Below are 25,466 nucleotides of genomic sequence, written 5' to 3'. Positions count from 1 at the left end.
ATCCAGGGATCCCGGCGTTGGACGGCAAGCGGGGCGGGGCAGCCGTTGGTCTTGCTGACTGCCCCGCCCCCATGGACCCGGTGTACTACTTCTTGGAGATGACACCGATCCGGAACTTATAGGAGGCATCCAAGGTGCTGTCGACCCCTTCAACATCCGTACCGGCGATGGCCACGGTTGATCCCTGCAGGATGGGCAGGGTGGAGAGGTCCTTGGCGACATCGGTCTGGATTTCGCCGATCAACTCGGAGCGCTTGTCCTTGTCCTTGGTCACCTGCTGCTTCGCGATGAGCGAGCCGACCTTTTTATTGTCGTAGTGGTTGGCTAAGAAGTTGTCTGGCGTGAAGAACGGCGTCAGGTAGTTGTCAGCATCCGAGTAATCCGGGAACCAGCCGAGCTGGTAGATCGGGTAGACGTCCTGGGTCCGGTCCTTGTTGTACTGGACCCATTCGGTGGACTGCAGGTTGACCTTGAATAGGTCGGTGTCCTCCAGCTGCGACTTCACCATCGCATACTCCTCGCCGGAGGAAGGGCCATAGTGGTCGGCGTTGTACTGGATGTTCAGCTCCACGGGGGTCTTGACCCCTGCATCCTTCAGGCGCTTCTTGGCGCGATCAACATCCGCGCCGCCGTCGCCGTCACCGTACATTTCCTTCAGGGGTTCGGTCGCACCGGGCAGGCCGGTGGGGACGAAGGAGTACACGGGGGTGTAGGTGTCCTTATAGACCTGCGTGGCGATGTCCTGTCGGTTGATGGAATCCGCCATGGCCTGACGGACGGCTAGGGCCTTATCCGGATCGGCATCCGAGGTCTTGGCCCCGAACGGCATGGTGTTGAAGTTGAAGACCACATAGCGCAGCTCGCCGCCGGGGCCCTTATGGACCTTGACCTTGTCATCCTTTTCCAGGTCGGCAATATCGGTCGCCGCCAGGCTGCGGAAGGCGACATCAATGTTGCCCTGCTGGATGTCGAGCTTCAGGTTGTTGGCGCTGGTGTAGTACTTATAGTCCACGGTGTCGGTTTTGGGCTTGTCCAGCAACCCCTTATAACCATCGAAGGCCTTATAGGTGACCAGCTCGTTCTTCGTGTAGTTCGTGATCTCGTATTGGCCGGCGAAGGCCTTGCCCTTCACGATCTCGTTATCGGGGGTGATCTTGTCCTTGGAGAAGACCTCCTCATCCACGATCGGGCCGGTCGCACTGGTGAGCACCCCGAGGAAGGTCTGGTCGTTGCCGGCCTTCAGGTGGAACACAACGGTGGAGTCATCGGGTGCCTCGACACGGTCCAGGTTGGTGAGTAGTGCGGCAGGACCCTGCGGGTCGTCAATGGACACCACGCGGTCGAAGCTGAACTTCACATCGGAGGAGGTGAGGTCGTTGCCGTTGGCGAACTTCAGCCCGTCCTTGAGCTTGACGGTGAATTCCTTGGGGGAGGTGAACTCCGCCGATGTGGCGATTCCCGGTTCCGGTTCGGCGCTGCCTGGCTTGGAGTTCAACAGGAAGGGGTAGACCTGGGTCATCACCGTCAGCGAGCCGTTGTCGTAGGCACCTGCCGGGTCAAGGGAGACGATCTTGTCGGTGGTTCCGACGGTGACCTTCGATCCGCTGTCGCCGCTGTCACCACCGGTGTCCCCGGCAGGTCCGGTGCAAGCGGAGAGCGACAGCGCGCCGATGCCCGCCGTGGCCAGTGCCAATCTGAAGGCACGTTTTGATGTGGTCATGGTAGGTACTCCCTTATTGGCCTCGTTGTGCAGGTGGGCTGCACAAAGCAGTGCGTGTGATGTAACACACGGTACTACTAATGATTCCTATCGGAAAACACCGGTCACGCGGCCTGCGCGGCGGAGACCGTGACCGGAACGTTGTTCCGCGGGGACTGTGGCGGGTGCCGTGGGGCCGGACTAGCCTGTGAAGTGAGCCACACTGGGGCCCACTATCGGGCCGATCCGCGGGAGGAAGAACACCATGAACGCATCAACCACGCCGAGCGGGAGGGCCAATACCATCGGTGCGGTGCTGCGCCGTTCCGTCTCGCGCAATCCAGCGGCGACCGCCCTGCTCTTCGAAGACCGGCGGTGGACCTACGCTGAATTCGAAAGCGCCGTCCACCGGGTCGCCCACCGGCTCATGCTCGCGGGGCTTCCCCGGGGTGCAAGGGTCGCCGCCTACGGGATGAACTCGGACGCCTACGCGATCCTCTATTTGGCGTGCGCCTCCACCGGACTGGTGCATGTGCCGGTGAACTTCGCGCTCAAGGGTGATGAGCTGGCCTACATCGTGGAGGATTCGGGGGCCAGCCTGCTTGTCGCCGATACCGGCCTGCTGCCGCTCGTGGATCAGGTCCGCACGGCAGGCCGGGCGACGGAAGTCCACGAGGTGTGGCCGATGCTTCCCGGAGCGGAAGACGGTGGACGCTCCGTTTTGGCGACGGCACTGGACACCAGCGTCACCGCCCCCCAGGTCGACGTGGCCGTGGAGGGCAGCGATGTCGTGCAATTGCTGTACACCTCGGGCACCACCTCGGCCCCCAAGGGGGCGATGATGACCCACGAGGCCCTGGTCGCCGAGTACGTCTCGTCGGTCATCGCCCTGGATTTCACCGCGCAGGACAGGCCGCTCGTGGCGATGCCGCTCTATCACTCGGCGGCCATGCATGTCTTCTTGCTGCCGTATCTTTCCCTCGGGGCGACCATCCGGTTGATTGCACGCCCCGATATCGGGCAGATCCTGCGCCTGGTGGAGGAGGAACATATTGGCTCGCTGTTCCTCGCCCCCACCGTATGGGTGCCCCTGAGCAACCATCCGGAGATGGAAACCAAAGATTTGTCGTCACTGGTCAAAGTCCAATACGGGGCCTCCATCATGCCCGTCACCGTGTTGGCACGACTGCGCACGCGCTACCCGCGGATCGGCTTCTACAACTGCTTCGGGCAATCCGAGCTGGGTCCGTTGTGCACGGTCCTGCGTCCCGAAGAACATGACGCCCGCCCCGCCTCCTGCGGATTACCGGTCTACAACGTTGAAGCCCGCGTCGTGACCGCTGACGGGGCGATCGCCGCCCCCGGTGAACCCGGAGAAATCCAGTACAGATCACCCCAGTTGATGACCGGATACTGGAACCAACCGGACGCCACCAACGCGGCCTTCGTGGACGGGTGGTTCCGATCCGGGGACCAGGTCACCCGGGATGCGCAGGGCTATATCCAGGTGGTCGACCGGATCAAGGACGTCATCAATACCGGCGGCGTGCTGGTACCCCCACGCGAGGTCGAGGACTGCATTTACGAGCTGCCCGAGGTCGCTGAAGTCGCCGTCGTCGGGATTTCCGATGAGCGGTGGATCGAGGCCATTACCGCCGTCATCGTCCTCAAGGACGGTGCTTCCCTCACGGCCGAAGGCGTCCGCGCGCATGTCAGGAGTCGGATCGCCGACTATAAGGTGCCCAAGCGGGTGGACTTCGTGGCCGAGCTGCCCCGCAACCAGTCAGGAAAACTGCTGAAACGAGAACTTCGCGCAGAACGGAGCACAGGGAAGTGAGCGCCGAGACGACCGGGGACGAACTGCCGGCGATCGGCATCGAACGCCGGCCCGGCGTGATCCGCCTGGTCCTGCAACGCCCCGAGGGCGGAAACGTGCTGGACCTCGCTCTCGCCCGCCAGCTGTTGGCTGCCGTCCGGGCCGCCGAGGCCGAGCCCGAGGTCTACGTGCTGACGTTGACCGGGACCGGAAGGTTCTTCTGCGGGGGAGGGGACGTGGGGCATATGGCAGGATCCCCGCCCGCCGAACGCTCGGCGTTCATTGCCGCGCTGGCCGAGGCGGCCCACGAACTGGCTCTGGCCTTGGTCGGATCCCGGCTGCTGGTGCTGGCCGGGGTCAACGGGGTGGCTGCGGGGGCCGGTCTGGGGCTGGTGCTCAACGCCGACTGGGTTCTGGTGGCTGAGGAAGCCACACTGATGGCCGCCTACTCGGGCCTGGGATTCACCCCTGATACCGGGGTCTCCTACCTGCTGCCGGGGGCGGTGGGCCATCAGCGGGCCGTGGACCTGACCCTGGGCGGACGCAAGCTCTCGGGCAACGAGGCCGTGGAATGGGGGTTGGCCAATGCCTCCGCCCCGTCGGCAGTCTTCGCGGGAGAACTCACCGTGGCCGAGGACGGGTTCCTGCAAGGCGCCGTCCAGGCTCTGGGGCCGACGAAGGCACTGCTCCGGGCGGGAATGTTCGCTGGCTACGTGGCACATCTGGAGGCCGAAACTCGCAGCATTTCCGCCTTGGCCGCCCACCCCGATTCGGTGCAGCGCGTCAACCGGTTCGCCGGTCGCTGAAGGAGGCCCGCGGGCCGGGACTGGTGGCTAGGCTGAAGGAAAGTACCCGTGACCGAGAGGACATCATGAGCCAGAGGATTTCGACCCTGCGGGATATCGCCATCACCTTCAACGACGGAACAACATCGACCTTCGGGGAGGCCTTCGCCGATCGGACGGTCCTGGTCGTCAATGTCGCCTCCAAATGTGGTTTCACCCCGCAGTATGCGGGCCTCGAGGAGCTCTATACGACCTATCGGGACCAGGGCCTGGTGGTGCTGGGGGTGCCGAGCAACCAGTTCATGGGCCAGGAGCCGGGGACGGACGCAGACATCGAAGAATTCTGCCAGGTCAACTATGGGGTGACGTTTCCGTTGGCCACGAAGACCGACGTCAACGGGCCCGAGGCACACCCGCTCTACCGCGAGCTCACCGCCTACCCCACCGGCGAGGTCCAGGATATCGGATGGAATTTCGAGAAGTTCCTCGTCGGTGCCGACGGAGTGGTTCTGGGCCGTTTTGCCTCCAAGGTGGAGCCGCTATCCGATGAACTCGTCGAGGCGGTGCGGGCAGCTCTCTAGCGCTCGCCGTAGAGGCTGACGATGCTGCGTAAGGTTGCCTCGTAGGCCTCGTCCCATGCGGTGTTTCCCGGCAGCGGAACCTGCGCCAGTTCCAGCGAGACCAGCCCGTGGACCTGCCCCCAGATGGTGGTGGTCGCCAAACGGGCCGACTGGCTGGAGCCGCTGCGTCGAAGGGTAGCGGTCACGGTTGCGTGGAGCGGCCCCAGCGCGGAAGCGGCGACGTCGGGGGATGCCGGGCAGTCGATCCCGGCGACCAGCGCACCACCGAACATGAGCCCATAGAGGGCGGGGTGCTCCAGGGCCCAGTCGCGGTAGGCCCGCCCCAGGGCGGTCATCCCCTCGGGTGCGGCCACCTCTTGGGAATGGCCGAAAGAGACGAAGGCCCCGTTGATGACCGCCGTGAGCAGCTGGGCTTTCCCACCGAACAGCGCATAGATGGCACTGGTGGAGGTTCCGGCGGCCGCGGCCACATCACGCAGCACCAAATTTCCGTGGCCGAGCCGCGTGATCTGTTCGGTCGCCGTGCCGAGCAAGGTTTCACGCAACGCAGCATCATGAGTCAAAGGTCTTGCCATGAGGCCAAGTATTCCATAACATCGTTCTATAACAGTGTTATGACTCAGTGAGAGGCGATGGCCATGACGAAAACCGTGAACCCCGGACGATTCACTGCCGCCCCGGATCAGGAGGAAATCACCGTGTTCCTGATCGGGATGCGGGCCAATAAGTGGTGGAAGCTGCCCGCGGTGCTTCCGACAGTGGCTGCCATGCCCCGGATGCTGGCTCATTTGGCGGCAGATCCTGATGCCGGTCTGCTGGGCTACCACCAATGGCTCGGCCGGACCACGATTCTTTTGAGTTATTGGCGCAGCCCCGAAGACCTGCAGCGTTTCGCCTCCGCTCAGGATGCGCCGCATCTGGGAGCCTGGCGCCGGTTCACGAAGAAGTCGGCAGGCAGCGGCGACGTCGGAATCTGGCATGAGACCTACCGGGTGAAGGTCACCGATCAGGAGAGTGTCTATACCGATATGCCGCTCTTCGGGCTCGGGGCCGCCACGCGCAGGGTACCTATCGGGCGGGGCACGCATACGGCGCGCCAGCGGCTGGGACGCAACGGCTAGAACTCGATGACTTGCCGGACCGCCCGGCCCGCGGCGAGTTCGTCCATGGCCTCGTTGATCTCTTCCAAGCCGATACGTCGGGTGATGAGCCGTTCCAAGGGGAGTTTCCCGGCCCTCCATAAGGCGACGAATCGAGGAATATCGCGCGAAGGCACCGCGGAACCGAGGTAGCAGCCGATGATCGATCGGGCCTGGGCTGTCAGGCCCAAGGGGCTGATCCGTGAGAGGGCATCGGGTGCCGGTAGCCCGACCGTCACCGTCGCCCCGCCGGGGCCGGTGAGGTCAACGGCGGTCTCGAAAGCCACCGGGTGGCCGGCAGCTTCGATGACGAATGGTGCCGATAGCCCGCGCCCGATGGCCTGCTCCGGGGTCAGGGCCTCGTCGGCGCCGAGTTCCCGGGCCAACTCCAGCTTCTCGGTTTGCTGGTCGATACCGATGACCCGGCCGGAGGTGAGGGCGCGGGCGACCATGAGCGCGGCCATCCCGACCCCGCCGAGACCGACCACGAAGATGTCATCCGTGGGGCCGGGTCGTGCGGCGTTCAGGACAGCCCCGCCACCGGTGAGTACGGCGCAACCCAAAACCGCGGCGATTCCCGCCGGCACGTCAGCGTCCACCGGCACCACCGATCGACGGTCCACCACGGCAGCGGTGGCGAAACCGGAGACGCCCAGATGGTGGTGCACCGGTTCGGTACCTTCCGCGGTCTTGCGGCTCAGCCGTCGTCCACCGCCCAAGAGTTCGCCGGTGTTATTGGTGGCGCTGCCGGCCGAGCAGGGGAGCCTGCCGTCGGTGGCGCATTCGGCGCATTCACCGCAACGGGGCAGGAAGACCATGACCACGCGTTGGCCGGGGGCCAGATCATGCACACCGGCCCCGAGCTCCTCGACGATCCCTGCGGCTTCGTGGCCCAGGAGCATCGGTACCGGGCGCCTTCGGTTGCCGTCCACCACGGAGAGGTCCGAGTGGCAGACACCGGCGGCTTCGACACGCACCCGGATCTCACCTGGACCGGGGGCGGCCAGCGTGAGTTCCTGGATCCGCAGGGGAGTGGAGGTGGCAAAGGGGCTGGCGGCCCCGATCGTCTCCAGGACTGCGCCACGGATGGTCCTGCCGTCGACTGCGGTGGTGTCGTTCATGGCAATACCTTACGTCCGGTTCCGGGGCAGTACCGCTCCTAGGTCGCCAGATCGGGATAGTGGATGGCTGCGGTTTCCGGATGGGCCCGCAACCACCCCTTGAGAACGTTGGCGCCGTAGGAGGAGAGCATCGGATTGGTCGGGTCGTCGGAGACACCGCGGGCCTGGGCGGCCAACTCCGGCGGGAGCGGGACCGTATCGATCACCGCATCCAGTCGGGGGGACCAGAAGAAGGGAACCGAATAGCGGTCGACGCCGGCTGGTGGTGCCGTCACCCGGTGGATCGTGGCCATCAGGTAGCCGTTGGTCGCGACTTCAAGCATTTCACCGAGGTTGACGACCAGCGCGCCGGGGATCGGTTCCACCGGAATCCAGTCCTCCTGCCCGTACGGTTGGACCTCCAGCCCGCCGACCTCGTCCTGGAGCAGCAGGGTCACGAAACCATAGTCTGCGTGCAGGCCCACACCTTGGCTCCCGGCCTCGGGGACCTGACCTCCGACGTAGTGGACCAGCTTGCCCATCCAGGCCGGGCTGTGCTGGAACGGTGCCTCGAAATGGTTTTCGGGCAGTCCCAGCGACACGGAGATCGCTGCGAGGAGTTCCGCACCGACCCGCGACATCAGCTCGGCCCAGGCCATGGCCACGCGCTCAAGTTCGGGGAAAGCGTCCGGCCACTGGTTGGGGCCCTGCAGGTTCAGGTAGGGGCGCTCCTGCGGGTAGCTGTCGAGTTTGTCTCGTGCGGGGCCGTAGTCGATCTGTTCCCTGGAGTCGGCCCGGCCCTGGGTCATTTCCTTGCCCAGCCGGGTGTAGCCGCGGAACTGGGCCGAGGTGCGGTTGTCCAGCTTCAGTCGTTCGGCCAGGGGCAGGTTGAAGAAGGCCTCCATGGTCTGCAGCAGTTCCTGGGTCTGGCCTTCGGCGGCACCGAATCCGGTGAGTTGAAAGAACCCGACCTGATGGCTTGCGGCACGCAGGGTGTCGATGAAGTCGGGGTTGAAGCAGCCGTCGGCTTGGCGGGCCGTCGAGAAATCAAGAACGGGCACTGAGGTTCGCACAAAGTTCATGGCCGTAACGTTAGGGCGTGTTGGCCATGGCTGGACAGCAACGGTTACGCCCCGTTCCGTCATATTGCCTCGTATGTCAGAACCCTTGACAGGGTGCACCGGCAGGTCGTCGTTTCACATTGGGGTGGTGTTCCCTAAGCTGGAGCAGTGATCTTCAAAGCAGTCGGCGAATCCCGCCCATATCCCGACCACAACCTCGTGACGCCGAAGGACTGGGCAGTCGTTGCCCCTCGTCAGGTGCGCCTCGATGAATTGGTGACCACCAAGGCGACCCTGGACCTGGCGGCGTTGTTGGCCGAGGACTCCACGTTCTTCGGGGACCTCTTCCCGCATGTGGTGGAGTGGCAAGGCACCATGTACCTGGAGGACGGTCTCCACCGGGCCGTCAGGACGGCCTTGCACCAGCGTTCGGTGATGCACGCCCGCGTCCTGGTCTTGGATTCGTGACCCCATGAGCGACGAACGCGACCCGACCGATTGGCATGGCCAACGGATCGTCACCGAGGAAGATCTGGATGAGGGGTTCTCGGATAACGATCCCGAACGGGTGGAGAATCCGCGCTACTACCGCCGTCGGCTGCTGCACGGCATGGTGTTGGGCCTGCTGGTCGCCCTGGTGATCACCGCACTCGTGCTCGCCTACCTGGTCAAGACCGGGGAAATTGTCATCCCGGCTCTTGAACCCGCGCCGGCGGCAACGGCAACGGCAACAGCGCAGGCCAAGGATCCGGCTGCCGCCGTCTGCCCGCAGGAAGAGCTGAAATATGCCCAGCCGAAGGACATCACGGTCAACGTCTACAACGCGACCACGACTGCCGGGCTCGCCGCAGCCACGGCACAGTCCCTGAAGGAGCGCGGTTTCAAAATCGGCAAGGTCGCCAACGGGAAGTTGAAGAACCCCAAGGTGGTGGGCACCGTGGTTTCGGGGACCAAGGGCAGGGCCAACGCACTGAGCGTCCAACGCCATATCAAGGGCACGGAATACGTGAAGAAGCCCAAACGCAGCGCCGACACCATCGACTTCGTGATCGGCAAGAAGTACAAACCCGAATCGATGGTGCCACAGAAGAAGGTCGATACTGCCGGCGGTCAGCTCAGCTGCCCGATCGCGGTGAAGGAAGCCCGCAAGCAAGCCAAGGAATCTGCTGCTGCCACCGAAAAGGCCAAACCCTCACCGGCCCCCGAAACAAAGGACAAATAGCCGAAGGGACGACGGCGGCCGGCGGGTCCTGCTAGTTGCAGCCCTCCGGTCCGCAGGCCGGGGCGTCCGTTCCGGTGGTGGCATCATGTCCTGCGTTGACCATGGACAGCGGCGAGATCTCGTTCCACGCGGTGGTCAGCGCCTCCGCGAAAACCTCTGCCGGTTGGGCCCCCGAGATCCCGTACTTCATGTCCAGGACGAAGAACGGCACACCGGTAACACCCAAGGCGCGGGCCTGGGCGACGTCGGCCTGGACCTCCGCGGTGTACCGATCCGATTCCACGACACCCACGACGTCCTCCTCGGCCAGTCCCGCTGCGGTGCCGATCCGGCGCAGCACTGCTGCCTCCCCGGTATCAAGGCCCTGTTCGAACTGGGCGGAGAGCAGCGCCTCCTTGACCTGACCGGCCACCCCGTGGGCGGCGGCCAGATGCAGCAATCGGTGGGCGGTGAACGAGTTGGCCACCTTGAGGTTCCCGAAATCGTAGTGAAGTCCCTCTTCGGCCGCCTGTGCGGCGACGTGTTCAAGCATCTGCTTCACCTGGTCCGGATCCATCCCCTTCTTTTCTGAAAGGTATTCGAATTCGGTGCCGTCGTAGTGGGCCGGCAGCGAGGGATCGAGCTGGTAGCTGTGCCAGGTCACGTCCACGCTGTCGCGGAAGGGAAGCGTGGCCAGGGCTGCTTCGAAACGGCGTTTGCCGATGAAACACCAGGGGCAGGAAATATCGGACCAGATATCGACGGAAAGGCGCGGAGAAGTCATGGATACTTCAACCTCTCCGCGCCGTCGACTATTCCCGCGGCTACCGGGTGGCTGCTAGTTCTGCCAGAACGGGTAGTCGATGTACCCGGTGGGTCCTTCGGTGTAGAAGGTCGCCTGGTTTGGCTCGTTCAGCGGCAGGTCTTCACGCCAGCGACGCACCAAATCGGGGTTGGCGATCGCGGGGCGGCCCACGACGACGGCGTCGCCCCAGCCGCTGGAGGTCAGTTCCCGGGCGTCTTCGACGGTGGTGATGGCCGCGAACCCCGAGTTCAACAACACGGGGCCACCGAAGCGTGAACGAAGGTCCTGCGCCAGCTCCCCGGTCGGCTCCCGATGCAGGATGCTCAGCGCGGACAGTCCCAGCGGGGCAATTCCGTCGACCAGGGCGCCGTAGGTGGCCGCGACGTCGTCGTGATCCTCCTCCAGGGTGCTTTGGACGTTGTGTTCCGGGGAGATCCGCAGGCTGGTCCGTCCGGCACCAATGGCTCCGGCCACCGCGGTGGCCACCTCGATGACCAGGCGGGCCCGGTTTTCCGGGGACCCGCCGTATGCGTCGGTGCGCGTATTGGCCGAGGGGGCCAGAAATTCATGGAGCAGGTAGCCGTTGGCGCCGTGGAGTTCCACCCCGTCGAAGCCCGCGGCGATCGCGTTGTTCGAGGCCTGGACGAACTCCTCCACGATGCCGGCCAGCTCGGAGGTTCCCAGCGACCGCGGGGCCGGGTAGGGCTGCTTACCGGTGTAGGTGCGGGTCGTGCCGTCCACGGCGATCGAACTGGGAGCCACGATATCGTCGGTGCCGGTGATATCGGGGTGGGTGACCCGCCCGGCGTGCATGACCTGGGCGATGATCAGTCCGCCTTCGGCATGGACGGCGTCGGTGACGCGCTTCCAACCGGCGACCTGTTCGTCGGTGACCAGTCCGGGCTGGCGAACGAATCCCTGGCCGGTCTGGCTGGGGTAGGTTCCTTCACTGACGATCAGGCCCATCGAGGCCCGTTGGCGGTAATACTCCACGACGTCGTCGTTGGGTACCCCGTCAACGCGTGAACGTGACCGGGTCAGTGGCGCCATGACCAGCCGGTTGGGCAGGTCGAGGTCGCCGAGGGTGAGCGGGGCAAACAGATCCATGGGGGTACTCCTGAGATGGGGGGACACGGGGGTCAACGGCACGTGGGGGCGCGACTATTCCCGGTGCTTGGGTGGCCGGGGCAGGCTGGAGAAGTCGGATTCCAGCCCCGAGGGCCCGCTGTCGAAGCTCGGGTCGGTGGGCGTTGGGTCGGGGCCACCGCCCCGTCGTTGGGCGTCGTCGTCGGGGTTCCAGTCCGCTCGACTGGCCCCCGGGTGGTCGACGACCATGATGGTCCCGGTTTCGGTGGATTCCAGTCCGTGACGGGAGAGGACCTCGTCACGTTCGGCGATCATGAAGGTGCGGTTGGCGGCCTGCGCGTCCCCGAACATGGTGGTGGCCCCGGTGGTGATGTTGTGCACCCGCTTGTTCTCCCACCTCCGTTTGCCCACCCAGGCCAGCAGCAGTCCGATGCCGGCATAGGCGACCAACATGATCCAGCCCCGCCAGTACCCGGGGCCGACGTCGTAGATCATCCGTTTGAGCATTTCGGTGATCCCGCTACCCACAACGAAGGGATTCAAGGCCCTGAACGGCTGGGGCATCAGCCATTCGGGGAAGGCAGCCCCGGAGGCGGGGATGGAGACGAAAACGAAGATGGTCAGGGCGGGCATCGTGATGAACCTGCCGAAGAAGTAGCTCAGCCCGTTGACCGCCAGCCCGACGGCCACGATCCAGGCCCACATCAGCCCCCAGAGCGGCAGGAAGAACTCCCCGGAGATGGCACCCAGGACCGGGACGACCAGCACGTCGATGAGCAGGGAGAGCACCAGCGCCAGGCCGACGATGACGGAGAGTCGGGTCTTATGTCGCAGCGGCCCACCCATCATGCCGATGAACATGGCGGTCAGGTAGCCGGCAATGCACATCACGAGCATCAAATACATGGGGGTCATCCCCACGTCCCCCGCGGGCAGCGGGGCCAGGTCCTCGACCGCTGGAGGATTGTCGGGGGCACCCAGCAGCGGGGAGAGCAGTTCGGGCAGAATGGCCGAGGCCTGTGCTTGGTGGGCGCCGGCGAGCAGAATCGTGTGGGTCTCGGTGTCGAAACCGGCGCCGACTTCCCCGGTCACTACCGCCTCGCGGATGGAAGCGGCGTCGTCGTAGTGGAGGTATTCGACGCCTCCGGGAACTGCCTCGTCGGCGATCTTCTGGATGCTGGCCGTCGGGCCATTAACGGCAACCGGGATGTCATGCGGGGCGATGTGATTGAACGCAGCGATGTAGCACAGCGAGAACATGATGATGAAGAACAGCGGCATATACAGTTGCATGCCGATGAGCTGCAGGGAGGGGTGGAGCGAGGAGTACCAGCGGCGGAATCTGCCCGGCTCGGCTTTCTCTGCGTAGGTGACCGGGCTGTTCTGCATACGGGTGGACCTCTAACTGCTCGTGGTGCCGAAAAACCTATTCTTGTCCTCAGGACAGTAAGTTGCAAACTGGGTTTACGCTGTTGGCTCAAGCGCGGCCAGAGGCGCAAAGAGCCCGGAAATTCGCGACTTTTGACTGGTTTTTGGCGCACCGGTCTGCTACCTCCCGGCGCTACGAGCAGGGCGTTGACCGCACCAGGTGGAGAGGTTCCCGGCCACTGGCCAGACGGCGGACCTGCTCGACGGTCAAGGCCGCGGACCGGCGCAAAAATTCATGGGTGTTCCCGGCCATATGCGGGGTGAGTAGGCATCCGGGGGCGTCCCAGAGCGGATGCCCGGCCGGTAGCGGCTCCGGGTCGGTGACATCCAGGGCGGCCCGTAACCGGCCGGCCTGCAATTCGGCGACCAATGCGTCGGTGTCCACGACCGCGCCGCGGCCGATGTTCACCAAGAGGGCGCCGTCGCCCATCGCGGCCAGGAAGGCGGCGTCCACGAGCCGTTCGGTGCTTTCCTGGTGGGGCAGGGTCACCACGACGACGTCGGCCCGGGGCAGAAGCGCCGGCAGCTCCTGCGTCTCGTGCACCTGCACTCCGGTTGCGGTGGTGCGTTGGCGGCTGGCGACGGGAAGTACTGCCGCCGGACGGAAGGGCTCTAATCGGGCAGCCACTTCCTGGCCCACCCCGCCATAGCCCAGAACCATGACCACCGAACCATGCAACGAGCTGGTCCACAGCGGCGACCAGTGATGCCGGTGTTGCTGTTGGGCTGCGACCGGAAGATCGCGTAAGGACGCGAGGATGAGGGCCAGGGCATGTTCGGCGGTGGCGTCTTCGACGGCCCCCCGCGAATTGCTCAGCGTGGTCCCGGCAGGCAGATGCTCCAGGACCCATTCGTAGCCGATGGACAGCAGGTGGACGTGACGCAGGCCGGGGATGGCCGAGACCCGGGAACGGTGGGCCGGGAAGCGGGGCCGCTCGGTGACTAGGACATCGGCTGCCGGGGCAGGGGAGGTATCGGTGTCGATATGCCAGATGATGGCTTGGACTCCCGGGCCGCTGATGTCGTGCGCCAACGCGGCGGAAGGGACCAAAACGCGAAGTACCATCGTGCTCCATTCACAAGTTTTGCGCCGGGGCCCGGGCCCTGGCGGGTGGTTTCCGCCATCTTATAAGCGTTCTGCCGACGGCGGGTGCGGGCACCAGCCCGTGTGGATCAGCCGTTCAGGAGAGGGCCAAACCGGCCACGAATACTGCACAACCCACCAGCGCACCGGCGAGCACCTGGCCGGGAGTATGGCGTCGGAGTTCCAGGCGGGACCAACCGACCAGAAGGGTCATGAACAAGGCGGCTGCCGGACCCCAGTCCGGGCCGGAGAAGACGGTGAGCCAGATGAAGGCGGCGACCGCCGTATGGACGGAGATCTTCCAGCGCAGGTTCACCACCAGGCAGATCAGCAGCCCGGCCAGAATCAGGGCCAGCGTAGTGAAGACCGCCGCCGGCGCGCGCAGCAGCAGCAAAACACCACAACCGACGAGCAGGGAGGCCCCGGCGAGAACGAAAACCGGCCAGCGTTGGGACCGCTCGCGAACATGCAGATCGGTGACTCGCCCGCTATGCCTCATCCACACCACGCCCAACCAGGGCAGACCCGTGGTGAAGACCAGGGCCACGACGGCCTGCAGCCAGGTGGTTTCCGGACTTCGCCACGGCATCAGCAGCAGATAGGCGCTCACCAGGACGACAGGAGAGAAGAGGTAGGTGACGGCCCATGCTGCCGACGATCCCTGACCCGGCAGTTCGCCGGTGGGCGCATCGACGCCGTCCCCGGAGGTGATGTCCATGGGCTTGCTCCCCACCTTTCCGGCCATCCGGTCCGTCCGGGGCCGTCATCCAGCCTACTGGCGTTCCCCCGCGTGGCCGGGGCAACTGACTTCGCCGACGAAGACTGGGATGATCAACTCATGACGAACCCATCAACATTCATTCCCGCCGATCTGGCCCGGGCAGCCCGCGCCATCACCCAGGTCTCGAGCAAGGTCATTGGCCGGGCTGCAGGGCTGGAGAAGCAACAGATCCGTGCCTTCGAAAAAGGCAACCAGGATCTAACCCTCGAACAGAACGCCATGCTGCGACATGCCTTGGAGCAGTACGGCGCGGTCTTCGTCGAAGAGGACGAGGATGCCGGACGGGGGGTCCGGCGCAAATACAACGCGTCGAAGGTCCGCCGGTTGGAAACCTGGGAGGGCGAGGGCGGGCCCGCCTACGAGGACGACATCTAGCCCCACCGATAAAAGAACGACGGACCCCGGCTGCTCTGCCACATGGGGTCCGTCGTTGTTTGGGGGCCGCCCGCCCCGCCCCCGGGTCCAATGGAGGGGGAACCTGGGTGACGGTGCGGGCGGTGGCTATTTAGGCGTCGACCATCTGCCGGGCCTTGGACTGGCAGAGGAACCGGGTGTAGGAGGGGACGGTCAGGAAGGCCGGGTAGTGATCCCGCAACGCGCACTCATCGAAGATCTCGCGAGCATCGGCGAACCGGTCACCCTCGAAGCGCTCCATCTTGGCGTACTCTTCCTCCACGATTTCCTCGACGAACTCGGTGGTGATCAGTTCGCCGTCGTCGGTCACCGCGCCTTGGCAGATCCACTGCCAGATCTGCGAACGGGAGATCTCCGCGGTGGAGGCATCCTCCATCATGTTCTTCAGGACGACTGCCCCATTGCCGCGCAGCCACGACTCGATGTACCGCAAGCCGATGACCACGTTCATCCGGACCCCGCCTTCGGTGATCAGGCCAGGGGTGCCGGCGATGTCGAGCAACGCCCGGTCATCGGGGGTGACGTCTTCGCGCAGGCGGTCGATCTGGTTCGGCTTTCCGCCCATGACCTCGTCGAAGATTCCCTGCACCACCGGCACCAGGTCCGGGTGAGCCACCCAGGCACCGTCAAAACCATCCGCGGCTTCGCGGGACTTCTCGACGGCGACGGTCTCGAAGGCGACGGCATTGGCGGCTTCGTCGCGGCGGTTCGGAATGAAGGCGCTCATGGAGCCGATGGCGGTGGCTCCGCGGCGGTGGCAGGCCCGCACCAGCTGCTCGGTAAAGGAGCGCATGAAGGGCGCGGTCATGGTCACCATCGCCCGGTCGGGCAGCACGAACCGCGGCCCGCGGGTGCGGAAGTTCTTGATCACCGAGAAAATGTAATCCCACCGACCGGAGTTCAGGCCGGCTGAATGCTCGCGGAGTTCGTAGAGGATCTCCTCGAGTTCAAAGGCCGCGGTGATGGTCTCGATGAAGACGGTGGCACGGATGGTGCCCCGGGGGATGCCCAGCAGCTCCTGCGCCCTGATGAAGACGTCGTTCCAGAGACGGGCCTCCAGGTGGTTTTCGATCTTGGGCAGGTAGAAGTAGGGGCCACGTCCGCCGGAGATCAGCCGCTGCGCGTTGTGGAAGAAGTACAGGCCGAAGTCGACCAGCGCCCCCGAGGTGGACTTGCCACCGATGGTCAGATGCTTTTCGGGCAGATGCCAGCCGCGCGGCCGGACCATGATGGTCGGCAGTTCGGTCAGCGTCCGACCGGTGACTCGGTATTCCTGGCCCTCTTCGGAAACGAAGTCGATATCGTTCTCGAGCACGGCTCGCAGATTCAGTTGTCCATTGATGACGTTCTGCCAGGTCGGGGTCGTCGAATCCTCAAGGTCGGCCAACCAGACGTTCGCGCCGGAGTTCAGGGCGTTGATCGCCATCCTGCGTTCGGGCGGCCCGGTGATCTCCACCCGGCGGTCCTCCAGCCCGGGGGCGATGGGGGCGACCTTCCAGGAATCATCCTCGCGGAGGTGCCGCGTCTCTTCCAGAAAGCGGGGATCCTGGCCGCCGGCGATCTCGCGGCGACGCGTTTCGCGCAAGGCCAGCAGCTCCTGGCGACGCGGCTCGAATTCGTGGTGCAGCTGCGCCAGGAAGTCCATGGCCTGGGGGGTGAGGATCTGCTCCTGGCCGCGGACCGGCGAAGCATTCGGCGTGGTGCCGTTCAGGGTGATGGGGTCATTCATGGCGGATCTCCTTCGAAAATGGTGGGGGACGACGCCGGTGCCCGGGCGGGCGGGCACCGGCGTCGTGTGTTGCCTAGTGGAACTGTCCGGCTTCGGTGGATCCCACCAGAGCCAGGGTGGATGCTTCGGGGTTCAGGGTGGTAGCGATCTGGTCGAAGTAGCCGGTGCCGACCTCGCGCTGGTGCTTGGTGGCGGTGTAGCCGGCCGCTTCGGAAGCGAATTCACGTTCTTGGAGTTCGACGTAGGCGCTCATGCCGTTCTGGGCGTAGCCGGAGGCCAGATCGAACATCGAGTGGTTCAGGGCGTGGAACCCGGCCAGCGTGATGAACTGGAACGTGAAGCCCATGGCGCCGAGTTCGCGCTGGAACTTGGCGATCGTGGCGTCGTCGAGGTGCTTCTTCCAGTTGAACGACGGGGAGCAGTTATAGGCGAGCATCTGGTCGGGGTGCTCGGCCTTGACCGCTTCGGCGAACTTCTTGGCCATCTCCAGGTCAGGTGTCCCGGTCTCCATCCAGATGAGGTCGGAGTACGGGGCGTAGGCCTTGGCCCGGGCGATGCAGGGTTCGATCCCGTTGCGGACCTTATAGAAGCCTTCGGCGGTGCGCTCGCCGGTGACGAATTCTGCGTCCCGCTCGTCGACATCCGAGGTGATCAGGGTGGCTGCCTCGGCGTCGGTCCTGGCGATGATCACGCTCGGGGTATCCGAAACGTCGGCTGCCAAACGGGCGGCATTGAGGGTGCGGATGTGCTGGCCGGTCGGGATGAGGACCTTGCCACCGAGGTGACCGCACTTCTTTTCCGAGGCGAGCTGGTCTTCCCAGTGCACCCCCGAGGCGCCGGCGGTGATCATCGACTTCATCAGCTCGTAGGCGTTCAACGGGCCACCGAAGCCGGCCTCGGCGTCGGCGACGATCGGAACCAGCCAATCCTCGACGGTCTGGATGTCCTCGGCGAACTCAATCTGGTCGGCCCGCTGCAGGGCGTTATTGATGCGGCGCACTACCTGCGGAACCGAGTTGGCCGGGTAGAGCGACTGGTCGGGGTAGGTCTGGCCGGAGAGGTTGGCGTCGGCGGCGACCTGCCAGCCGGAAAGGTAGATGGCCCGCAGGCCTGCCTTGACCTGCTGAACCGCCTGGTTGCCGGTCAGGGCGCCCAGGGAGTTGGTGTAGGCGCCGGTTTTGGCTTCGGCCGTGAGCTGGTCCCACAGTTTTTCGGAACCGCGGCGAGCCAACGTGTTCTCTTCGACGACGCGTCCCTGCAGGCGGATCACCTCGGCTGCGGTGTATTCGCGGGTGATGCCTTCCCAGCGGGGGTTGGCGCTCCACTCCATCTCCAGGGCCTGTGTGCGCTCTGCGGCGGAATTCTGCTTCTGCGTCATGGCCTTCTCCTTCAATCGTTCCGGGCTGTCCCGGGGATCCGACGACGTGTCCGGCGCCTCTGCCGGTAGTCGATGTTTCCGTGTTTTTCTTCGTAATGACGACTATTCGTGAGATGCAAGAGGTTTTCTAGGGGTTTCTAGTGGAAAGATTTGCGCTTCTTGCGGTATTCTCAAGAAGTGACGACTCCCACATGGAACCGGCCCCCCGGCGGACACACCCCGGATGCTGCCTCGACGGATGACGACGCGGAGATGGATGCCATCGCACTGGGGCGGCGGATACGCCATCTGCGCAAGGGCAAGTCCTTGACCCTTGACGGTTTGGGTGAATTGGTCTCGGTGGCCCCCTCGCAACTGAGTCTGATCGAGAACGGCAAACGCGAACCCAAGGTGGGGCTGCTGCGGCAGCTGGCTGCCGCCCTGGAAACCGGTGTCGATGACCTGCTCGGTTCCGAGCCTCCGAGTCGGCGGGCCGGACTGGAAATCGAGTTGGAAAAAGCGCAACGGGGGCCGCTCTACGGTTCGCTGGGACTGCCGAAGGTGCGCGTGTCCTCGCGGTTGCCGATGGATGTCCTCGAATCCCTGGTCGGTTTGCAGCATGAACTCGAGCGGCGACTTGAGGAGCAGGCGGCGACTCCCGAGGAAGCCCGTCGGGCGAATACCGAGATCCGCACCGAAATGCGCGAATGCAACAACTACTACCCCGAGCTGGAGAAGCAGGCCCAGGGGCTGCTCGACGCCGTCGGGCACACCTCTGGTCCGTTGTCCCACCACGTCGCCGCCGACCTCGCCGAGCATCTGGGATTCGGCCTGCACTTCGTGGGTGATTTGCCGCATTCGACGCGTTCGGTGACGGATCTGAAGAACCGCAGAATTTATCTCGTGCAGGGGACGAAGAGTGACCATGACGCCCGTTCGGTGCTTTTGCAGGCGCTGGGCCACTACGTTTTGGGTCATGAGGCACCACGAAACTACAGCGAGTTCCTCCGCCAGCGGGTCTACACCAACTACTTTGCGGCCGCCTTGCTGATGCCGCAGAAGACCACGGTGGCGTTCCTGGAGGAAGCCAAGAAGTCCAAATCGTTGGCGATCGAGGACCTGCGGGATGCCTACGCGGTTTCCTATGAGTCGGCGGCCCACCGTTTCACGAACCTGGCCACCGAGCACCTGGACATCACCTGCCACTTCCAAAAGGTGCATGAGTCGGGGATCCTGCATAAGGCGTATGAGAACGACGACGTGAACTTCCCTGCCGATCACACCGGTGCCATCGAGGGGCAATCGATCTGCAGGTACTGGACCAGCCGCGAGGTCTTCGACGTGCCGGATAAGTTCAGGGCCTTCGAGCAGTACACCGACACCGTGGCGGGAACCTTCTGGTGCACCGCCCGGACCGAACGTCACTCCTCGGGGATGTACTCGCTGAGCATTGGTGTCCCCTATGAACACGTGAAGTGGTTCCGTGGCCGCGACACCACCGAGCGGTCGAAGTCACGCTGCCCGGATGAGTCCTGCTGCAAGCGGCCGCCCGAAGCCCTGGCCCGCTCTTGGGCCGGGCAGGCCTGGCCCGCGGCCCGGGCCAACTCCCACCTGTTGGCGGCCATGCCCTCGGGGGCCTTTCCCGGGGTCGACGAAACCGAGGTGTACGAGTTCCTGCAGACCCACGGCGGCTAAAGCCCCGACATCACAGGCGAGGGAGCAGGCCCGGTTTCCCGGAGCTGCTCCCTCGCCTGTTTCTTGCGGTTCTTGTTCTAGCGGCCGATGCCTAGGCCTCGGAGACCTTCTGGTCCTCGAAGTCCTTTTCGGTGGCCGGCCGGACCGGGGCCTTGGCGAAGACCGAGGGATCCGTCGGGGTTCCGATCTTGATGTGGTTGAACAAGATGTTCAGCAGAATCGCGGCTACTGCTGCCGAGCTGATGCCCGAGTGGAAGATCGTGCCGACCCAGGTCGGGAACTCGTTCCAGAAGGTCGGGGCGGCGATCGGGATGATGCCGAAGCCGACACCCGTGGCCACGATGATCAGGTTCATGTTGTTCTTGTAATCGACCTTGGCCAACGTGCGGATGCCGCTGGCGGCAACGGTGCCGAAGAGCACGATGCCGGCACCGCCGAGGACCGCGGTGGGTACCGCAGCAACGACGCGTCCCATGATCGGCAACAGGCCCAGGACCACCAGGATCAGGCCGCCGGCGCTGACCACGAAACGGCTCTTGATGCCGGTGATGGCCACCAGTCCGACGTTCTGGGCGAAGGCGCTCTGGGTGAAGGAGTTGAAGATCGGGGAGATGAGGCTGGAGATCATGTCGGCGCGCAGCCCGTTGCCGATGCGCTTGGAATCGACCTCGGTTTCGACGATTTCACCGACGGCCAGGATATCGGCAGTGGTTTCGGTCAGGATGACCAGCGTGACGATCAGCATCGAGATGATGGCCGGCAGTTCGAAGGTCGGCCAGCCGAAGGCGAAGGGGGCCGGGAAGGCGAAGATCGGGCCGTTGCCGATGCCGGAGAAATCGGCCATGCCGGTGAAGACGGCGATCAGTGTGCCGATGACGATGGCCAGCAGGATGGACAGGCGGGAGATCGTCGCATTGCCGAGCTTGCTCAGCAGCAGGACGACCAACAGGGTCACCCCGGCCAGTCCGATATTGGCCATGGAGCCGTAGTTATCGGCCTTGGCGTTGCCGCCCATGGCCCAGTTGGCGGCCACCGGCATCAGCGATAAGCCGATGACGGTGATCACGATGCCGTTGACGACCGGCGGGAAGAACCTGATCACCTTGGAGAACACCGGGGTGATCAGTAGTCCGACGGCTGCGGAGACCATGACCGCACCGAAGACCGCTTGGATGCCGCCACCGCCACCGATGATGGCCGTCATGGTGGCGACACCGGCGAAGGAAACACCCTGGACCAGCGGGAGCTGTGAACCGAAGAACGGAATGCCGATGGTCTGAAGCAAGGTGGCCAGGCCGCCGACGAACAGGCAGGCGGCAATGAGCAGGCCGACGTCCGAGGAGCTCATGCCCGCTGCGGTGCCGACGATCAGTGGCGGGGCGATGATTCCGCCGTACATGGTCAAAACGTGCTGGAAGCCGTAGGCGAAGGTGCTACCGATGGGCAGACGCTCGTCTTCGGGACGTGCAGGCGCGGTACTGCGGCGGGCCGCGGCGCTTGAAGCGTTCTTGTTCATGGAGTTTCCCTTGTGTGCGGATGATCGGAAGCAGGTCCGGGCGACAGCTGTTCCTTGTACTGGGGTCCGGATCCCTGGCTACATCAGCTGGGATTCCGTATAGCGGAAAAAGGATTTCGCTATGCAATATAGTGAACTGGGTCACATGGGCAATGTCAAGGGTTGTGTCGAGACGCTGTCATCCACTGGGGAGGTTCCTGGCGCACCGGGGCGGCCAGACCGGCTCGGGCCGTCACGGTTTAGGGTGCGGTTGCACGGCCGGCTGTGATGTAGTCCCGGTGAACCTCAGAAGGAAGTCAAATAAAGTCCGAAATAAATACGGTGTGACAGCACGATGCCGTGTTTAATTCAATTTTTGGCTTCCCGGCGGCACCTCTGCCGTGGAAACCTCTCGAGGGGTTGAGGTTGTCTGCGGGCTCGGGCAGTCTTGCGGTGCGAGTTTGATCGAGCCAACGGGAGAAACCATGGGCATGCAGCATCCTGAACACGTCGTCGTCGTCGGCGCGGGCATCGTCGGCCTGTCGACCGCCTGGCACCTGCAAGAGCAGGGCGTCCGCGTCACCATTGTCGACAGGACCGGAGTCTCCGCCGGCTCCTCCTGGGGCAATGCCGGCTGGCTGACCCCCGCATTGACCCTGCCATTGAGCGAACCCTCCGTGTTCGCCACCGGGGCCAAGGCCATGCTGGACCCTGCCTCGCCCCTGTACATTCCGCTGACCACCGACCCGTCGCTGATCAAGTTCCTGGCAGGATTCGCCCGACACTGCACCCCCGGCAAATGGCGGGAAGCGATGAAGGTCTTCAGCGAGATCGGCAGCACCGGTCTGGATGCCTTCGCCGAGCTGGCCGAGGGCAGCAACGCAGTCACCGAACCCACCAAACCGGCAGAGCCCTTCCTGGCAGCCTTCGCCAGCGAAAAGGACCGCCAGGGGCTGGTGCACGAATTCGAGGGCATCCGTGAAGCCGGCGGGTCCGTGGACTTCGACCTGATGACCGGTGCCGAGATCCGCGCCCTGGAACCCACCCTGGGTTCCGGGGTCACCGCCGGCGTGAAGATCCACGACCAGCGCTTCATCAACCCGCCGAACTTCATGGAATCGCTCGCCGATTCGGTGCGGAAGCGTGGCGGGGAGATCATTGACGGCTTCACCGTGTCCGATGTCCGTGAATCGTCGAACTCGGTGACGGTGATCGGCTCCAGTGGTAGGAGCTTGACCGCTGATTCGGTGGTTCTGGCGACCGGCGCCTGGCTGAACTCGCTGACCCGAAAATTCGGTGTCCGCCAGGTCGTCCAGGCAGGCCGCGGCTACAGCTTCACCGTCAAGCCCGAGGTCATGCCGACCCACCCCATCTACTTCCCCGCCCAGCGGGTCGCCTGCACGCCTCTGGGGGACCGCTTCCGGGTTGCCGGCATGATGGAATTCCGCGACGCCGATGCGCCGTTGGACGAACGTCGGATCCAGGCGATCATCAAGGCTGCCTCCCCGATGTACACCGGCATCGACTGGGAAGACCGCCAGGAGGAATGGGTGGGGGCCCGCCCCTGCACCGCAGATGGCCTGCCACTGATCGGCGCCACCAAGTCCCCGCGCGTCCACGTCGCCGGCGGCCACGGGATGTGGGGTGTCGCCCTCGGCCCGCTGACCGGCAAGATGCTGGCAGCCGAAATGACCGGTCAGGGCACAGCTCCGCTGATGCGGCACTTCAGCCCGCTGCGCTAACCCGCACTCGGCCGGGCACGAGCCGGCCCCAGCAGTGCACGACGGCGGCACCCGATCCGGGTGCTGCCGTTTCCGTTGCTTCCCACTGCGCATTGCGGTGGACTCGTTTAGGCTGGTGGTTACCTACGAACGTCGGGAGTGATCATGATGGCGAAGAAGCATTTCAAGGACCTCAGTGCAGGACGCAAATTCTGGGTGATGACATTGGGCGCGGTTCAGGTCGCGTTGCAGGGGGCTGCCCTGAAGGATCTTGCTGGTCGACCGGCAACCCAGGTCAACGGCCCCAAGATCGCGTGGTTCTTCGCCAGTTTCTTCAACTTCATTGGCCCACTCAGCTATTTCGCGGTCGGCCGCAAGAAGTAGGTTTCGCCGAAGGCCGGGCTAGGTGCCGACCCGCTCCACCGGAATGATGCGGACCTCGCCCAGAACCCCGTCCTGCGCGACGGCGCTCATATACGTGCAGACCGGTTGGCGCCGCCGATCCGTCGGCGAACCGGGGTTCAGCAAGCGCAGGCCGTTGTCCGCCGTGGTGTCCCAGGGAATGTGGCTGTGCCCGAAGACCAATACATCGGTGTCGGGAAAATCCTGAGCGCACCGCTTCTCCCTGCCGGTGGAGGCGCCGGTTTCGTGAATCATCGAAAAACGCAGTCCCTCGATCTCTATATGGGCGACCTCGGGCAGTCGGGAGCGCAATTCCTCCCCGTCGTTGTTCCCATAGACAGCGACCAGCTTGTGGCAGCGCCGCTCGAGCTCGTTCAATAGCTCCGGCTCAACCCAGTCACCGGCGTGGAAGACCACATCTGCCGCCTCGATTTCCTCCCACAGGCTGGGGTGCAGTCCGCGGGCCCGTTTGGGCAGGTGGGTATCGGCGATCAGGACCAGGCGCGTACTCATAGGGGCATCCTTTCATGAAGCATGCGGTGCTCCGGAGGCTTTGGTGCGGGGCCTATTTGCTCCATTTGGGGGCCGGCGGTTCCCATCGGTCCAGCTGCGCCAGCAGGTCATCGGCGTCGTCACTGACGATCAACGTGTCCCGGTAGGAGGAGGCCAGGAACCCGCGGCTGACCATGGTGTCGACCATGGCCAGCAGGGGATCCCAAAAACCGTCGACATTGAATAGCGCCACCGGTTTGCGGTGGATGCCCAGATGCTGCCAGGTCCAGGCCTCGAAGAACTCCTCCAACGTACCGGCGCCGCCGGGAAGGGCCACGAACCCGTCACCCAGATCTGCCATACGTTGCTTGCGTTCATGCATCGTGGCCACGATTTCCAAAGACGTCAGCCCGGTATGGGCGGTCTCCCCATCTACGAGGGCCTGAGTCATGATCCCGGTGACGGAGCCGCCGGCCGCCATGGCAGCATCGGCGAGGACCCCCATGAGCCCGACCTGCCCTCCGCCGTAGATGATACCCAGACCACATTCGGCCAACCGGGTGCCCAAGACGCTGGCAGCATCGAGGTAGTCGTGGCCATGCCCGGTCTTCGAGCCGGTGAAGACCGTCAGCTGTCGGGCCGCCCGCTCCCCGGTGCCACCCAGTGCCGGAAGCACCTGCTCGGACAGCAGCGGAGCCAGATCCGGCGGCAGGAGGGCGGCGGCCGGGTCCAACCAGCGAAGCTCGGCGATCTCGGAGGCGGGCCGGGCGGAAACCAGGGCAGGGTGCTCGAAGACGTTGGCTTGGACATCATGTCCTGGCTCATTGGCGGCCCGGGTGCGAAAAACCCCGACTTCGCGTAAACGCCCGGGATCCAGGTCCACCCCCAACTCCTCGGAACATTCGCGCAGTGCCGTCTCGGCGGGGTTTTCGCCCGCCTCGGGTTTGCCGCCGGGGAGCATGAACCGTTCGGTGCCTGCTTTGCGGACGGTGAGCACCGACCCGGAGAAGTTCCGCAGGACGACGGCACTGACGTGGATGACGGGGTTTTTGGGTGAATTCACCCCGACCACGCTACTCGGTTTCCCCCGGGGCGGCGGGGTCGTAGGCTGGAAGAAGAGCCCGAAGCGCCTGTGTCGAAACGAGCAGCACCACGGGTCGGGGACGATCTGTCGAGGAGGACACCGTGGGTACCCACGAACACCACCACCAGGACGCCGTCACCCAGGCTGGAATGGGCATGGATGGGATGCAACTTCCCCAGCCGGAGGCCACGGAGCACGAAACGCGTCGCGGCGTCGACGGCACCACCGAGATCGATTCGAGGTCGATTCCTGTTCACGGGGATGAGGAAACCGCTGACGAATTGGCGATGGAGGCCTATGGGGATGAAGACGAGGACGGGAATCCCGATATCCCCAACGCCCCGTTCCCGGGCTGAGCCCCTGAACGGAAACGAACATGGAGACGCCTCCGGACCATGACATCCATGGTCCGGAGGCGTCTCCGCTGCTCGGAGATCCGGGACGGAGCTACCTAGGTGTATTGACCACTGAGGTTGGGTACGCGGGCAGCGGGTGGAAGTCCTCGTAGTGA

General features: G+C 64.6%; 25 protein-coding genes. 11 read left to right on the top strand and 14 right to left on the bottom strand.

Annotated elements, in window-relative coordinates; genetic code table 11:
• Positions 1-85: 85 nt before the first annotated feature.
• On the bottom strand, positions 86-1,720 hold the full coding sequence (locus FM101_RS10115; protein ID WP_086999184.1) for an ABC transporter substrate-binding protein: 1,635 nt from the start codon (positions 1,718-1,720) through the stop codon (positions 86-88).
• 244 nt (positions 1,721-1,964) lie between these two features.
• Between FM101_RS10115 and FM101_RS10110 the strand changes: the two genes are divergently transcribed.
• The 3 genes from FM101_RS10110 (at position 1,965) to FM101_RS10100 (ending at position 4,881) form a co-directional block, all read left to right on the top strand.
• A complete protein-coding gene (locus FM101_RS10110) occupies positions 1,965-3,536 on the top strand; it encodes a fatty acyl-CoA synthetase (protein WP_086999180.1) in 1,572 nt (523 codons plus the stop codon).
• Entirely contained in the window at positions 3,533-4,321 is a 789-nt protein-coding gene (locus FM101_RS10105; protein ID WP_086999177.1) for an enoyl-CoA hydratase/isomerase family protein, read from the top strand. Before FM101_RS10110 ends, FM101_RS10105 begins: the two co-directional genes overlap by 4 nt.
• Before the next feature lie 65 nt (positions 4,322-4,386).
• On the top strand, positions 4,387-4,881 hold the full coding sequence (locus FM101_RS10100; protein ID WP_086999174.1) for a glutathione peroxidase: 495 nt from the start codon (positions 4,387-4,389) through the stop codon (positions 4,879-4,881).
• On the opposite strand, the gene FM101_RS10095 is transcribed toward FM101_RS10100, so the two are convergent.
• A complete protein-coding gene (locus FM101_RS10095) occupies positions 4,878-5,456 on the bottom strand; it encodes a TetR-like C-terminal domain-containing protein (RefSeq protein WP_086999172.1) in 579 nt (192 codons plus the stop codon). The two genes, FM101_RS10100 and FM101_RS10095, sit on opposite strands and share 4 nt — an antisense overlap.
• A gap of 63 nt (positions 5,457-5,519) precedes the next feature.
• On the opposite strand from FM101_RS10095, the gene FM101_RS10090 reads away from it, so the two are divergent.
• Positions 5,520-6,002 (top strand): DUF4188 domain-containing protein, encoded by a 483-nt coding sequence (locus tag FM101_RS10090; protein ID WP_086999369.1) that lies wholly within the window; start codon positions 5,520-5,522, stop codon positions 6,000-6,002.
• On the opposite strand, the gene FM101_RS10085 is transcribed toward FM101_RS10090, so the two are convergent.
• Both FM101_RS10085 and FM101_RS10080 read right to left on the bottom strand, forming a co-directional pair.
• Entirely contained in the window at positions 5,999-7,141 is a 1,143-nt protein-coding gene (locus FM101_RS10085) for an alcohol dehydrogenase catalytic domain-containing protein (protein ID WP_086999169.1), read from the bottom strand. The two genes, FM101_RS10090 and FM101_RS10085, sit on opposite strands and share 4 nt — an antisense overlap.
• A gap of 38 nt (positions 7,142-7,179) precedes the next feature.
• Positions 7,180-8,202 (bottom strand): isopenicillin N synthase family dioxygenase, encoded by a 1,023-nt coding sequence (locus FM101_RS10080; RefSeq protein WP_086999166.1) that lies wholly within the window; start codon positions 8,200-8,202, stop codon positions 7,180-7,182.
• A 147-nt stretch (positions 8,203-8,349) separates the two neighbouring features.
• Here FM101_RS10080 and FM101_RS10075 point away from each other — a divergent pair, with 147 nt between their 5' ends.
• The gene (locus FM101_RS10075; protein WP_086999163.1) at positions 8,350-8,649 is read left to right on the top strand and encodes a type II toxin-antitoxin system VapB family antitoxin; all 300 of its coding nucleotides are present in this window, start codon (positions 8,350-8,352) and stop codon (positions 8,647-8,649) included.
• A gap of 4 nt (positions 8,650-8,653) precedes the next feature.
• Entirely contained in the window at positions 8,654-9,403 is a 750-nt protein-coding gene (locus FM101_RS10070; protein ID WP_143269270.1) for a LytR C-terminal domain-containing protein, read from the top strand.
• 31 nt (positions 9,404-9,434) lie between these two features.
• On the opposite strand, the gene FM101_RS10065 is transcribed toward FM101_RS10070, so the two are convergent.
• From FM101_RS10065 to FM101_RS10045, 5 genes are all read right to left on the bottom strand, one after another.
• Positions 9,435-10,166, bottom strand: a complete 732-nt coding sequence (locus FM101_RS10065; RefSeq protein ID WP_086999161.1) for a DsbA family oxidoreductase — start codon at positions 10,164-10,166, stop codon at positions 9,435-9,437.
• 54 nt (positions 10,167-10,220) lie between these two features.
• A complete protein-coding gene (locus FM101_RS10060; protein ID WP_086999157.1) occupies positions 10,221-11,294 on the bottom strand; it encodes an alkene reductase in 1,074 nt (357 codons plus the stop codon).
• Positions 11,295-11,348: 54 nt separating this feature from the next.
• Positions 11,349-12,662, bottom strand: coding sequence for an ABC transporter permease (locus tag FM101_RS10055; RefSeq protein WP_086999154.1), 1,314 nt, complete (start codon positions 12,660-12,662; stop codon positions 11,349-11,351).
• A gap of 172 nt (positions 12,663-12,834) precedes the next feature.
• Positions 12,835-13,767: a 2-hydroxyacid dehydrogenase gene (locus tag FM101_RS10050; protein ID WP_086999151.1), complete on the bottom strand. Its 933-nt coding sequence runs from the start codon at positions 13,765-13,767 to the stop codon at positions 12,835-12,837.
• A 115-nt stretch (positions 13,768-13,882) separates the two neighbouring features.
• Complete coding sequence (locus FM101_RS10045) at positions 13,883-14,503, bottom strand: phosphatidic acid phosphatase (RefSeq protein ID WP_143269269.1); 621 nt, start codon at positions 14,501-14,503, stop codon at positions 13,883-13,885.
• A 120-nt stretch (positions 14,504-14,623) separates the two neighbouring features.
• Between FM101_RS10045 and FM101_RS10040 the strand changes: the two genes are divergently transcribed.
• Positions 14,624-14,941 carry a transcriptional regulator gene (locus FM101_RS10040; RefSeq protein WP_086999363.1) on the top strand — a complete coding sequence of 106 codons (318 nt, stop codon included), beginning with the start codon at positions 14,624-14,626 and terminating at the stop codon, positions 14,939-14,941.
• Between the two features lie 130 nt (positions 14,942-15,071).
• Here the strand turns inward: FM101_RS10040 and aceB are convergent, their stop codons facing one another.
• Both aceB and aceA read right to left on the bottom strand, forming a co-directional pair.
• Positions 15,072-16,709, bottom strand: a complete 1,638-nt coding sequence (aceB, locus tag FM101_RS10035) for a malate synthase A (protein ID WP_086999146.1) — start codon at positions 16,707-16,709, stop codon at positions 15,072-15,074.
• 73 nt (positions 16,710-16,782) lie between these two features.
• Positions 16,783-18,087 carry an isocitrate lyase gene (gene aceA / locus FM101_RS10030; protein WP_086999143.1) on the bottom strand — a complete coding sequence of 435 codons (1,305 nt, stop codon included), beginning with the start codon at positions 18,085-18,087 and terminating at the stop codon, positions 16,783-16,785.
• A gap of 252 nt (positions 18,088-18,339) precedes the next feature.
• Here aceA and FM101_RS10025 point away from each other — a divergent pair, with 252 nt between their 5' ends.
• Positions 18,340-19,761 carry a helix-turn-helix transcriptional regulator gene (locus FM101_RS10025; RefSeq protein ID WP_179204300.1) on the top strand — a complete coding sequence of 474 codons (1,422 nt, stop codon included), beginning with the start codon at positions 18,340-18,342 and terminating at the stop codon, positions 19,759-19,761.
• A gap of 91 nt (positions 19,762-19,852) precedes the next feature.
• On the opposite strand, the gene FM101_RS10020 is transcribed toward FM101_RS10025, so the two are convergent.
• Positions 19,853-21,277, bottom strand: a complete 1,425-nt coding sequence (locus FM101_RS10020; RefSeq protein WP_086999138.1) for a nucleobase:cation symporter-2 family protein — start codon at positions 21,275-21,277, stop codon at positions 19,853-19,855.
• A gap of 464 nt (positions 21,278-21,741) precedes the next feature.
• Between FM101_RS10020 and FM101_RS10015 the strand changes: the two genes are divergently transcribed.
• Positions 21,742-22,998 (top strand): NAD(P)/FAD-dependent oxidoreductase, encoded by a 1,257-nt coding sequence (locus tag FM101_RS10015; RefSeq protein WP_086999136.1) that lies wholly within the window; start codon positions 21,742-21,744, stop codon positions 22,996-22,998.
• 144 nt (positions 22,999-23,142) lie between these two features.
• A complete protein-coding gene (locus tag FM101_RS10010; RefSeq protein ID WP_086999134.1) occupies positions 23,143-23,361 on the top strand; it encodes a PLDc N-terminal domain-containing protein in 219 nt (72 codons plus the stop codon).
• 18 nt (positions 23,362-23,379) lie between these two features.
• Here the strand turns inward: FM101_RS10010 and FM101_RS10005 are convergent, their stop codons facing one another.
• Positions 23,380-23,892: a metallophosphoesterase family protein gene (locus tag FM101_RS10005; protein ID WP_086999131.1), complete on the bottom strand. Its 513-nt coding sequence runs from the start codon at positions 23,890-23,892 to the stop codon at positions 23,380-23,382.
• A gap of 52 nt (positions 23,893-23,944) precedes the next feature.
• Entirely contained in the window at positions 23,945-24,934 is a 990-nt protein-coding gene (locus FM101_RS16120) for a TIGR00730 family Rossman fold protein (RefSeq protein ID WP_342744380.1), read from the bottom strand.
• 122 nt (positions 24,935-25,056) lie between these two features.
• Between FM101_RS16120 and FM101_RS09995 the strand changes: the two genes are divergently transcribed.
• Complete coding sequence (locus FM101_RS09995) at positions 25,057-25,311, top strand: hypothetical protein (protein WP_086999125.1); 255 nt, start codon at positions 25,057-25,059, stop codon at positions 25,309-25,311.
• Positions 25,312-25,466: the final 155 nt, after the last annotated feature.

This window comes from Arthrobacter rhombi (assembly GCF_900163545.1).
Classification (GTDB): Bacteria; Actinomycetota; Actinomycetes; order Actinomycetales; family Micrococcaceae; genus Arthrobacter_H; species Arthrobacter_H rhombi_A.
This window is presented reverse-complemented; position numbering and strand designations above follow the sequence as displayed.

Bases quoted from the DNA above. Each gene is read 5' to 3' on its own strand.
- FM101_RS10010 (WP_086999134.1), top strand. From the start codon at position 23,143: ATGATGGCGAAGAAGCATTTCAAGGACCTCAGTGCAGGACGCAAATTC.
- FM101_RS10085 (WP_086999169.1), bottom strand. From the start codon at position 7,141: ATGAACGACACCACCGCAGTCGACGGCAGGACCATCCGTGGCGCAGTC.
- aceA (WP_086999143.1), bottom strand. From the start codon at position 18,087: ATGACGCAGAAGCAGAATTCCGCCGCAGAGCGCACACAGGCCCTGGAG.
- FM101_RS10005 (WP_086999131.1), bottom strand. From the start codon at position 23,892: ATGAGTACGCGCCTGGTCCTGATCGCCGATACCCACCTGCCCAAACGG.
- FM101_RS10090 (WP_086999369.1), top strand. From the start codon at position 5,520: ATGACGAAAACCGTGAACCCCGGACGATTCACTGCCGCCCCGGATCAG.
- FM101_RS10015 (WP_086999136.1), top strand. From the start codon at position 21,742: ATGGGCATGCAGCATCCTGAACACGTCGTCGTCGTCGGCGCGGGCATC.
- FM101_RS10065 (WP_086999161.1), bottom strand. From the start codon at position 10,166: ATGACTTCTCCGCGCCTTTCCGTCGATATCTGGTCCGATATTTCCTGC.
- FM101_RS10070 (WP_143269270.1), top strand. From the start codon at position 8,654: ATGAGCGACGAACGCGACCCGACCGATTGGCATGGCCAACGGATCGTC.
- FM101_RS10100 (WP_086999174.1), top strand. From the start codon at position 4,387: ATGAGCCAGAGGATTTCGACCCTGCGGGATATCGCCATCACCTTCAAC.
- FM101_RS10050 (WP_086999151.1), bottom strand. From the start codon at position 13,767: ATGGTACTTCGCGTTTTGGTCCCTTCCGCCGCGTTGGCGCACGACATC.
- FM101_RS10055 (WP_086999154.1), bottom strand. From the start codon at position 12,662: ATGCAGAACAGCCCGGTCACCTACGCAGAGAAAGCCGAGCCGGGCAGA.
- FM101_RS10040 (WP_086999363.1), top strand. From the start codon at position 14,624: ATGACGAACCCATCAACATTCATTCCCGCCGATCTGGCCCGGGCAGCC.
- FM101_RS10115 (WP_086999184.1), bottom strand. From the start codon at position 1,720: ATGACCACATCAAAACGTGCCTTCAGATTGGCACTGGCCACGGCGGGC.
- FM101_RS10020 (WP_086999138.1), bottom strand. From the start codon at position 21,277: ATGAACAAGAACGCTTCAAGCGCCGCGGCCCGCCGCAGTACCGCGCCT.
- FM101_RS10025 (WP_179204300.1), top strand. From the start codon at position 18,340: ATGGATGCCATCGCACTGGGGCGGCGGATACGCCATCTGCGCAAGGGC.
- FM101_RS10095 (WP_086999172.1), bottom strand. From the start codon at position 5,456: ATGGCAAGACCTTTGACTCATGATGCTGCGTTGCGTGAAACCTTGCTC.
- FM101_RS10045 (WP_143269269.1), bottom strand. From the start codon at position 14,503: ATGGACATCACCTCCGGGGACGGCGTCGATGCGCCCACCGGCGAACTG.
- FM101_RS10110 (WP_086999180.1), top strand. From the start codon at position 1,965: ATGAACGCATCAACCACGCCGAGCGGGAGGGCCAATACCATCGGTGCG.
- aceB (WP_086999146.1), bottom strand. From the start codon at position 16,709: ATGAATGACCCCATCACCCTGAACGGCACCACGCCGAATGCTTCGCCG.
- FM101_RS10060 (WP_086999157.1), bottom strand. From the start codon at position 11,294: ATGGATCTGTTTGCCCCGCTCACCCTCGGCGACCTCGACCTGCCCAAC.
- FM101_RS10080 (WP_086999166.1), bottom strand. From the start codon at position 8,202: ATGAACTTTGTGCGAACCTCAGTGCCCGTTCTTGATTTCTCGACGGCC.